Below are 9,743 nucleotides of genomic sequence, written 5' to 3'. Positions count from 1 at the left end.
TATTGGGGGTTTGACCACAGTCACTTAAAAAATCCTCAACCGATAACTATTCATTGCACATTCCCCAAGCTGTTGTACAAGATGATAATTGGCTACACCACCAACAACAGCGCCGATTCCTGGAAGTATTTGCATTAGTTTTACAAGATCTATATAGTCGCGATATTCTTGTTGAAAGATACGCCAATCTAAGTCTTTGATTTCTACTTTTTTTGTTTCCCAATTTTCAATGATTGCAAGAGTGTCTTCTTTATGTGTATCACTAGAGAAGGCTAGTTGAAACACATAAAGCAAAAATAATCTTTCCTCATATTCCTTCGTACTGTATCCATAATGGTTTGCAACTTCAAAAAGAAACTTCATTTTAATACTAAGAAATAACGGAAAATCTGCTAAGCCTAAAAGAAGTCCACCTGCTCCCGTTGAAGCCCCTTCAATCGCAGCTGTTTTTTTGTACATTCCAATTGATTTTCTCACCAAGTTTTCTCGTTGCTCAAATGTTAGGTCCTCAACATTTTTAGGAAATGTTGTGATATTAGATCCTAGTAATGTTGCCTCGACCATCTTTTTAATACTCTCGGTAACAGTATGGTGTACTTTTTCTGGAATCATTCCGTTCATTTTGTTTTGTGCTTTCTTAGATGAACGCTCCCAAAATGATGCTTTTCTCAATAGCTTCTGTTTCCACATTTTCGCTTCTTCAGCAGCTTGTAATTCGTAGCTCATACCTAAACATCCTTTTCATTTTTCTTTATTCTATTTTTCATATAAATAAAAACAAAAAGATAGGAAAATAAAGCTGTTGCAATAAGGGTTCCGACAAAAATAGAAACAGTTGCAAAAAGGAATGTGATGAGTGAATAAATCACCGTTTGAATTAAAAATACTGTAAACATTATTTTTAAGAAGCTTGATAATCTTTTCTTTTCAGCATTTGGATATAAGTTAGTCAACTCTAATAATTCAAAATGTTTGTATAAACTCATGATCTGAATGCCAGTTAAAAAAATAAATAGAACGGATACAACGATGTAGCCTGTTAACTGTTCATTTAAGAATGACAAGATTATGCTTCCGATGATTATTAGCCGAACAATAATGCCCAAATAATCGCCTGATCGAATTAATGCACGCACATACAAATACTCATATACATTTTCCTGATGATACTTTACTTGCTTGACCATCCAATCAAGATAGGCACGACGTTTAGCCTGTTTCTTAAGCTTAGGCACATCGGTAAATAAGTTTGCAAGCTTATAAAAAGATTGCTTCTTTCCTTCTTCTCTTTTAATAAGCTGCTCCCATTTTAATGCCTTTTGTTTCACATTGTTTGAAAAGTACAAAACATACCCTGTCATAATAACAAACAGAACAATTAAGAAAAGGTAATCTTGAGAGAAAATAAAATAAATAACAGATACATTTAATACAAATCGTACAATTAGATCACTCCATTTTGCTGAAGCTTCTGTATAAAAACTCATTGCCCAGCTTACCCTTAAATTCCAAAACTTGACGAGTAGTAAGAGTCCCAAGCAAATAAGTAAGGTCCTTCCGTTTGCATCTGTTACCTTAAAATACAAGGGTGTAAATAATATTAAAGGAACAATAACGAGAAAGCTTTGTGTAATAAAACTGTATCTAAAAGCTTTTTGAAAATATCCTCTTAGTTTAAATTCCATCGGGAGTAAAAAAACAATGTCAGCTTCTTTCAACAATGTTCTAACACTTGACGTTATGACGATAAACGCAAAAGTTAATGTCATAATTACGATAGCCGGAAAATCAGGAGATAATGTTTCAAGCCATCTTTGATAAGTTAAAGCTCCACCCGCTCCTAAAAATATAAAAACAAAAAGAAGGTGGTCATTTAACATATACTTCAAGTACATTCTCGTTTCATTTATATGTTGATTTACTCGTGTCTGCCATATTTCATTAACGCTCTTCATCTTGATCTTCCTTTGTTAACTGAATATAAAGATCATCTAAAGTCGCATCTCTCATTCCAAATTGTTCCCTTAATTGAAGTAATGTTCCTTTTGCGCGAACTTCTCCGTTATGTAAAATAATAAAAGAATCACAATATCTTTCCGCTGTTGCTAATATATGTGTTGACATAAGAATGCCTGATCCTTGTTTTTTAGCTTGATCCATCATTTCCAATAATGAATTTATAGCTAATGGATCTAATCCAACAAAAGGCTCATCAATAATATAAAGCTCAGGTTCAACTAAGAAGGCACACATTATCATAACCTTTTGCTTCATTCCCTTTGAGAAATGAGCTGGAAACCACTTTAACCTCTTCTCCATCCGAAATTCCTTTAATAACGGCTGAAGTCGTTTTTCGAAAGTGTCCTTATCAATTCCATATGCCATCGCTGTTAGCTCTAAATGTTCATACAGTGTTAACTCATCATATAAAATGGGTGTTTCTGGTATAAAGCTAAATTGTGAACGATAGGCTGCAGAATCTAAAGCAAAGGTATTCCCATTAATGGAGACTTGTCCTTTATGAGCTTCCATTGTTCCAATAATATGCTTGATTGTTGTACTTTTACCAGCACCATTTAGACCGATAAGACCAACAATATTACCTTTTTCAACCTCAAATGAAATATCCTTTAAGACAGGTTTTCGAGTATACCCACCTGTTAAATGTTCAACCTTTAGAAGCGTCATGATCACGTTTCTCCTTTTACTGTTTAATTTGTTGATTTAAATTTAGCAGTAAAAATTGTAGAGTTTTTTCACTGCCTTCTTTTTATAGTATCAAAATTTAAAATCACTTGCCTAAACTTAGAAAGCTTTTTCGCATAATCTTGGTTTTCTGGGACATCATAATTAGTGAGGAAGGGTTAATTGTTAAAAACAAAACCTTTAAATGAGGTGTTTGTCCCAGACAATTTCTATTAACTCAAGGGATCATTGCTTTACCATTGAAAAAACACTCGCGAAATGAGGTGTTTACGGGCCGCTATTCTGTTGAATTAGATGCCTGCATGTAACATCATTTTGTAAATGAGGTGTTTGTCAAAGACAATTCCACTTTTTGTTATGTTATATAAACAACTAACAAGGGGATGATTGTATTGAACAATGGTCATCACACATCAGATAGCATTTAAATAAATGTTAAATGAGGTGTTTGTCAAAGACAATTATATTGTTTTTACCCATTGATGATTGAACTCTCACGAAATGAGGTGTCTACGGGCCGCTATTTTCTTAAATAAACGCTCTGTATAGCATCATTTTATAAATGAGGTGTTTGTCAAAATACAGTTTCCGAAATGTTAGAACGTTTATTTAGTAACAAGGGGATGATTGCATTGAACAATGGACTTCACACATCAGATAGCATTTAAATCTAAATGTTAAATGAGGTGTTTATCAAAGACATTTTCCCATAACATGAGTTTTTTTCCTTCCTCGGGAACAGGGTGAACATTCGTTTCACTCTGTTCTTTTTCTTTTCTCTTATGGTAAAATATAGTTGTTTCGTAACTAGTAGTTAAACATAACATACTTGCTTTACAAATAATGTTGAAAGCTGTTGAATAAGATTTTTTTTGAAGGAAGTGAAAAAAATGAGTGACTGTATTTTTTGTAAAATTGTTAAGGGAGAAATTCCAAGTGCAAAAGTATTTGAAAATGAACATGTTATTGCCTTTCTAGACATTAGTCAGGTAACGAAAGGACATACGCTTGTTGTTCCAAAAGTACATAGAGAAAACATTTATGAATTAACACCCGAAATTGCGAGTAAATTATTTGAGGTTGTTCCCCAAATTGCCAACTCCATAAAAGAACAATTCCAGCCTGATGGCCTAAATTTACTTAACAATAATGGAGAAAAGGCCGGACAATCTGTTTTTCATTATCATATGCATATCCTGCCAAGATACGGCAAGGGAGACGGATTTGGTGCTGTATGGAAGTCACATGCAGATCAATATACACCAGAAGATCTCCAAGAAATTGCTACCACAATTAAAGAAGGAATTAAATAAAAGGGCCATGACGGCCCTTTTGTTTTTTCAAGACAATAAATGAAATTTGTTTTTTCCTGCCTTCTTTGCGATATACATGGCTTCATCTGCCATCTTAATAAGTGAATGATAGTCTGTCCCATGTTTGGGCGATTGCGCAATCCCAACACTTGCTGATACAGTGATCATGATCTTATTGATTTTATAAGGTTCATTTAGTTTCTTAATCACTCTGTCAGCTAATATTCTTAATTGCTCTTTGTCCCTCTTCATATCTACAAGCAAAACGAATTCGTCTCCACCAAGCCTAGATACTGTATCCACCTCACGAACGACATGTTTAAGGCGTTCAGCTACAAGTTGCAGTAAAATATCACCTGTTTCATGACCATAAGAATCATTAACTCCCTTAAAACCATCTAAATCCATAAAAAATACAGCAAATTCTTCTTCTGCTGAAATTAAATCGTTCATTTTTTTTGTTAGATATCCTCTGTTAGGGAGATTAGTAAGGGAATCAAAATTTGCTCTTTTTTTCCATTTGTTATTATAGTTTTCAAGTGTTGCAAGCATATCGTTTATTTGCATGGCTAAGTGGCCAATCTCATCATCACCGTGACTACCAACGCTATGTCCATTATTGTTGTATGAACGAATGTTTGCAATGCTTCGCTTTAACGATAAGATTCGCGAAACGAATATCTTATCAAAAGTAAAATAAAGTACAGTACAAATAATTGTGACTAGGACTAAAAAGGAAAGAAGATTCAGTAGAATTAACATCCTGCCATTTTTATAAATGGTTCGTTCGCTTTTCACTTCAATATACGAAAGTGGATCACCTTTCAGATCCGTTAGAACACTGTAGCCAGCTATTGTAGTATCACTTACCTCGTCGATATATAAATTTTCATTTTCTAATTGCTTCACCTCTTGTTTAGTCAATTTCTTAGGTGAGTCTTGAAAAAAAGAAAGATCAAGCTCTATGATATTGCCTAATTCACTAACAAGTTTTTGATCTAATTTTCTAGTGAAAATTAGTGTTCCATTTGAAGGCCCTTCATATTGACTGTTTAAAATCGGGTGAGCGGATAATAGCATGATTCCGTCAGGAGTTTTAATTAAGCCGTTTATTTTTTCTTTTGAATGTAGAACTTTTTTAAGTTTATATATATCTAGCCAATTGCTATCAATATAATTTTTAATAGTTTTTCCTTCAGAATCCATTTGTTTAACATAAACAATCTGTCCCCTATTATTTATGAAGATCATATGATCAATATTGTTTTGTAGAAATGTCTCAGAGGTAAGATTCGATTGAATATAAAAATCGTTTTTATCTTCAATAAAAGAAATGGTGTCATCCCATGCAGCATAATCCAAATTCAAACGATCCAGTGATTTTAATTCATTATTTAATAAGTTACGTGTTTGGTTAATTTGCGTTGTAACCTGCTCTTGCTCATATATATGATGAATTCGACTCGTGATTATTCCAACCAATAGAACGATAATGAACATAAATAAAGAAATTATACTAATTGAAGCAATTAGTAGCTTTTTTCTTAGAGTCATGAAAACCTCCTTTTTGTATGCAGTTACTCATTGTATCATTTTAATATTTGGGAATGTTTATACAAATATCAACTTCCATTCAAGAATAGAATGTGATTTTTAACCCAAACTTCTTTACTATTTTAGAGTTTATCAAACTCCAAGTCATTAAGAAATGTTTTTCAAATGAAATGTAAACGTTTTCTGCACTAACATTCACAAAGATGAAAATTTTCAGTCTACATTTCCTTCTCTATTCATGATAGGATATGAGTATTATTTTACGTCCATATCAAGGAGGGCAATACATTGAGAGCATATAATTTTAATGCTGGACCAGCGGCAATTCCATTACCCGTGCTAGAGCGCGCACAAAAAGAGTTAGTAAATTTTAATAACACAGGTATGTCTGTTATGGAGCTTAGTCACCGAAGTAAAGACTATGAAGAAGTGCATAATCGTGCAAATTCATTATTAAGAGAGCTTCTAGGGATTCCTGACAATTACGAAGTCCTTTTCCTACAAGGTGGAGCAAGCCTACAGTTCACTATGATTCCAATGAACTTCCTTAACTCAGGTCAAACAGCACACTTTGTTACAACTGGTGCTTGGTCAGAAAAGGCTTTAAAAGAAGCAAAAACGTTTGGGGAAACTCGTATTTTAGCTTCAAGTAAGGAAGAAAATTACACACACATCCCAACAAATTACTCATTAAATGATGTTGAAAATGGTGCTTACCTTCATATCACATCAAACAATACAATTTTTGGTACTCAGTGGAAGGAATATCCTGAAAGCCCCATTCCTTTAATCGCTGATATGTCTAGTGATATTCTTTGTACTGAAATTGATGTAGAGAAATTTGATCTTATTTACGCAGGAGCTCAGAAAAACCTCGGACCATCTGGTGTAACTGTTGTTATTGTAAAGAAAGAGTTTCTAGAAACAGCAATAGAAGATGTTCCAACGATCTTAAAATATTCAACTCACTCTAAAAATAATTCATTATATAACACACCTCCTACTTTTGCTATTTACATGCTTTCCTTAGTACTTGAGTGGGTAAAAGAACAAGGTGGAGTGAAACAGATTCAAAAAATCAATGAAGAAAAAGCTGGCTACATCTACTCTGCAATTGATGAAAGTAATGGATTTTACAAAGGACATGCTGAAAAAAACAGCCGTTCTTTAATGAATATTACCTTCACACTTCAGAACGAGGAACTTACAAAAAAATTCCTTCAAGAAGCAAAAGAGCGTCAATTTATCGGCCTTGCAGGTCACCGCTCAGTAGGTGGATGCCGTGCTTCAACTTACAATGCTGTTCCTAAGGAAGCATGTGAAGCATTAGCAAAATTCATGACAGAATTTAAAAATCAAAACAGTTAATAAGATGTAAGGGGCTATTCCTTATTTGGAGGACAGCCCCTTTTTTTGGTATTAACACTCAAAGAAAAAACCTGTACGGAATAAGTAATTGTTGCTATAATAACGATAAGCTCTCGCAATAGGAAATGAGTTCACTATTGGGGAGATTAGTTTATGAGATTAGAAGAGGAGAGATGAGAAAATGAACACAAGAGTATTAGTTATTTTATCTTTATTTGCGGCAATTGGGGCTGTTTTGCATATGGTGATGCCTCCATTCTATAATGGAATGAAGCCTGACATGATTTTATTGATGATGTTTATCGGAATAATTATGTTTCCAAGTATGAAAAATGTTACTTTACTCGGTATCGTAACTGGATTTTTATCTGCGTTAACATCAACATTCCCTGGTGGATTTCTACCAAATATCATTGACAAAATCATTACAGCATTTTTATTTTACGGCTTATTCTTAGTCGTAAAGAAAATTGCCAATAAAGTTGCCACAGCTACTGTACTCGCTGTTATTGGTACAATTGTTTCAGGAACAATCTTTTTAACTGCTGCCTTATTAATTGTTGGACTACCAGGTGGTGTCGCATTTACAACATTATTTCTAACTGTTGTTCTTCCTGCCACTTTATTTAATGGAGCAGCCATGATAATTATCCTGCCAATTGTTCAAAGTATTTTCAAACGCTCAAAAAACTTAACAGTTGCTTAATAACGTATAAAGAAAAACCCCGATCACATTTGATCGGGGTTTTTCTTTCATTATTTTAAGTACGCAGATCTAAGTCATCTTTCACCCGGATCTCCATTACTGATTAAAAAACATTAAAATAACACCAATTAACAGCATGATGACTCCTCCAGTAGCAAGTACAGACACCTTTTGTTTCACTACCTTTTTAGGTGGATAAGATGTTGATTGTTGTAGAAGTTTAAAATAATGAAAAGCCCCAATAAATAGTAATAAGCTTATGACAAAAAATAAAAAGATAACACCTGACATGCTCATCCTCCCTTCAATCTTGATGCATTTTTGAAATTGCCGGCTTGGTGAGATCTTATTGTGTTTTGCCTACCCTGAAGCAAAATCTTAAAAAGAGCCTAAATGTACGAAAACCTGTCCATCGAAGCACGAACCGAAGTGGACAATAGTAGGAAGTAAAGAAGGACTTTCTAAATATTTATGCTAACTTTTATGTAACTATGTATAATGTTTAATGAAGACACCTTTGGGTATGTTGATAAGAGGTTGTACGAGTGTTTTAATGATCTACATAAAATATGGAGGGATAGGAATGGCAAATAAAAATTCTTTACTATTTGGTCTCGTTGTTGGAGGAGTGATCGGCAGCATTGCCACATTACTTTCAACTCCTTCTTCAGGAAAAGAATTACGCGGACAATTAAACTTAAATCGAAAGCAACTCGAAGATCTTTTACACCAGCTGAAAAATGAAAGCAAAGCATTGAAAGAACAAGTTATAAAAACGGTCAAAGATGGTTCAGTAGTTATGAAAGAGGTATCTTCTGACTTTAAAAAAACAGTAGAGCAATTTCAGCAAGAAATTGAACCACATAAAAATGACTTGATGAAGGAAATTGAAGAAATTGACATCAGAATAAAACAACTTGAACAAACCTTAAAGTAAAATATATCCTCTTAGGATATGAATTATTTTTCTATTTCATCGAAAAGTGTGATGGACAAGCATTGTCTTCACACTTTTTTTTATTCTTTAACCATTGATATTAAAGGGTTTACAAAAATTTTTAAAAATTTTGTAAATTTATATCTTTATTAATCTTTATTTTATTGGCATAATAGAGAATAATAATAGGGAGATCAGGGGTGACGGCTGATGAAACATAATGAAAGGGAATTTACAGTAAAAGAAGCCTTGTTATTTAGTCAACGCGTTGCACAGCTTAGTAAAGCACTATGGAAAACAATTGAAAAGGATTGGCAACAATGGATAAAGCCATACGATTTAAATATTAACGAGCACCATATTTTATGGATTGCCGATCATTTAAACGGAGCTTCAATTTCAGAGATTGCTAAATTCGGAGTTATGCACGTATCTACTGCCTTTAACTTCTCAAAGAAACTTGAGGAAAGAGGTTACTTAGAGTTTTCCAAAAAAGCCAATGACAAGCGTAACACGTATATTAAACTTACAAAACAAGGTGAGGAAATACTTTCAAAGCTTTTAGAAGACTTTAGTCCAGACAGAAACTCTGTATTAAAAGGTGCTTTACCACTTCAAAATTTATATGGGAAGTTTCCAGAAATGATGGAAATGATGTGTATTATTCGTAACATCTATGGCGAAGACTTTATGGAAATCTTTGAACAGTCATTCCACAGCATAGAGGATGCATTCAATGATACCCAAGGAAAAGAAAAAGAGTCTAAGTCTGAACAATTAATTTCATCAACTTAATGAACGATCACTACATTAATTCCAAAAAATCATCCATAAGAGGTCTGTATAATTTTTGCTTATGCAAAGCACGGATTGTTTCATATAAATCCAGCTTTGCATTTAATTGGCCGGCAAATTGCGTAAGGAGGTCTGTAAAGATCACTAACCCTTGCGCTTTTTGTTCATTATGGTTTTCACTAAGCTCATGACAAACGGTATGTATTTCTTCAATTTCTTCCTTCGATAATCCTTTACTCATCACCATATGATAAAAAGGAAATTTTTCCGGCTCAAGCATTTTAATGAATAACGTTTGATAATATTCCAATGTCTCCAAACGCTTCTCTATAGAATCCATTTGTTACCCTCTTTCTCGTACATT

General features: G+C 33.6%; 11 protein-coding genes. 5 read left to right on the top strand and 6 right to left on the bottom strand.

Translation table 11 applies throughout. From position 1 onward, the window contains the following. Window positions 1-24: 24 nt before the first annotated feature. From COD11_RS03135 to COD11_RS03125, 3 genes are read right to left on the bottom strand one after another with little or no spacing between them, the layout of a single operon-like run. Entirely contained in the window at window positions 25-726 is a 702-nt protein-coding gene (locus COD11_RS03135; protein ID WP_098795304.1) for an EcsC family protein, read from the bottom strand. A 2-nt stretch (window positions 727-728) separates the two neighbouring features. Next, window positions 729-1,955 (bottom strand): ABC transporter permease, encoded by a 1,227-nt coding sequence (locus COD11_RS03130; RefSeq protein WP_098795303.1) that lies wholly within the window; start codon window positions 1,953-1,955, stop codon window positions 729-731. Continuing rightward, window positions 1,942-2,688, bottom strand: a complete 747-nt coding sequence (locus COD11_RS03125) for an ABC transporter ATP-binding protein (protein ID WP_098795302.1) — start codon at window positions 2,686-2,688, stop codon at window positions 1,942-1,944. Before COD11_RS03125 ends, COD11_RS03130 begins: the two co-directional genes overlap by 14 nt. A 908-nt stretch (window positions 2,689-3,596) precedes the next feature. Between COD11_RS03125 and COD11_RS03120 the strand changes: the two genes are divergently transcribed. Beyond that, a complete protein-coding gene (locus COD11_RS03120) occupies window positions 3,597-4,019 on the top strand; it encodes an HIT family protein (protein WP_098795301.1) in 423 nt (140 codons plus the stop codon). A 27-nt stretch (window positions 4,020-4,046) separates the two neighbouring features. Here COD11_RS03120 and COD11_RS03115 read toward each other — a convergent pair whose 3' ends face one another. Further along, window positions 4,047-5,573, bottom strand: coding sequence for a sensor domain-containing diguanylate cyclase (locus tag COD11_RS03115; protein WP_098795300.1), 1,527 nt, complete (start codon window positions 5,571-5,573; stop codon window positions 4,047-4,049). A gap of 288 nt (window positions 5,574-5,861) precedes the next feature. On the opposite strand from COD11_RS03115, the gene serC reads away from it, so the two are divergent. Together serC and COD11_RS03105 are read left to right on the top strand one after the other, a co-directional pair. Then, window positions 5,862-6,941, top strand: coding sequence for a 3-phosphoserine/phosphohydroxythreonine transaminase (gene serC, locus COD11_RS03110; RefSeq protein WP_098795299.1), 1,080 nt, complete (start codon window positions 5,862-5,864; stop codon window positions 6,939-6,941). Between the two features lie 181 nt (window positions 6,942-7,122). Beyond that, window positions 7,123-7,647 carry a tryptophan transporter gene (locus COD11_RS03105; protein ID WP_098795298.1) on the top strand — a complete coding sequence of 175 codons (525 nt, stop codon included), beginning with the start codon at window positions 7,123-7,125 and terminating at the stop codon, window positions 7,645-7,647. A gap of 96 nt (window positions 7,648-7,743) precedes the next feature. On the opposite strand, the gene yhzF is transcribed toward COD11_RS03105, so the two are convergent. Then, a complete protein-coding gene (gene yhzF, locus COD11_RS03100; protein WP_098795297.1) occupies window positions 7,744-7,938 on the bottom strand; it encodes a membrane protein YhzF in 195 nt (64 codons plus the stop codon). Between the two features lie 292 nt (window positions 7,939-8,230). On the opposite strand from yhzF, the gene COD11_RS03095 reads away from it, so the two are divergent. Beyond that, complete coding sequence (locus tag COD11_RS03095; protein ID WP_176550959.1) at window positions 8,231-8,584, top strand: YtxH domain-containing protein; 354 nt, start codon at window positions 8,231-8,233, stop codon at window positions 8,582-8,584. A 210-nt stretch (window positions 8,585-8,794) separates the two neighbouring features. Continuing rightward, window positions 8,795-9,379 (top strand): HTH-type transcriptional regulator Hpr, encoded by a 585-nt coding sequence (locus tag COD11_RS03090; RefSeq protein ID WP_098795295.1) that lies wholly within the window; start codon window positions 8,795-8,797, stop codon window positions 9,377-9,379. A 10-nt stretch (window positions 9,380-9,389) separates the two neighbouring features. On the opposite strand, the gene COD11_RS03085 is transcribed toward COD11_RS03090, so the two are convergent. Next, the gene (locus COD11_RS03085; protein ID WP_098795294.1) at window positions 9,390-9,719 is read right to left on the bottom strand and encodes a DUF1878 family protein; all 330 of its coding nucleotides are present in this window, start codon (window positions 9,717-9,719) and stop codon (window positions 9,390-9,392) included. Between the last annotated feature and the right edge of the window lie 24 nt (window positions 9,720-9,743).

Source organism: Bacillus sp. AFS040349 (genome assembly GCF_002577655.1).
In the GTDB taxonomy this organism is placed as follows: domain Bacteria; phylum Bacillota; class Bacilli; order Bacillales; family Bacillaceae; genus Metabacillus.
The sequence above is the reverse complement of the archived record's forward strand: the minus strand, read 5'-3'. Positions and strand labels throughout refer to the sequence as shown.

Bases quoted from the DNA above. Each gene is read 5' to 3' on its own strand.
- COD11_RS03135 (WP_098795304.1), bottom strand. From the start codon at position 726: ATGAGCTACGAATTACAAGCTGCTGAAGAAGCGAAAATGTGGAAACAG.
- COD11_RS03130 (WP_098795303.1), bottom strand. From the start codon at position 1,955: ATGAAGAGCGTTAATGAAATATGGCAGACACGAGTAAATCAACATATA.
- COD11_RS03125 (WP_098795302.1), bottom strand. From the start codon at position 2,688: ATGACGCTTCTAAAGGTTGAACATTTAACAGGTGGGTATACTCGAAAA.
- COD11_RS03120 (WP_098795301.1), top strand. From the start codon at position 3,597: ATGAGTGACTGTATTTTTTGTAAAATTGTTAAGGGAGAAATTCCAAGT.
- COD11_RS03115 (WP_098795300.1), bottom strand. From the start codon at position 5,573: ATGACTCTAAGAAAAAAGCTACTAATTGCTTCAATTAGTATAATTTCT.
- COD11_RS03105 (WP_098795298.1), top strand. From the start codon at position 7,123: ATGAACACAAGAGTATTAGTTATTTTATCTTTATTTGCGGCAATTGGG.
- yhzF (WP_098795297.1), bottom strand. From the start codon at position 7,938: ATGTCAGGTGTTATCTTTTTATTTTTTGTCATAAGCTTATTACTATTT.
- COD11_RS03095 (WP_176550959.1), top strand. From the start codon at position 8,231: ATGGCAAATAAAAATTCTTTACTATTTGGTCTCGTTGTTGGAGGAGTG.
- COD11_RS03090 (WP_098795295.1), top strand. From the start codon at position 8,795: ATGAAACATAATGAAAGGGAATTTACAGTAAAAGAAGCCTTGTTATTT.
- COD11_RS03085 (WP_098795294.1), bottom strand. From the start codon at position 9,719: ATGGATTCTATAGAGAAGCGTTTGGAGACATTGGAATATTATCAAACG.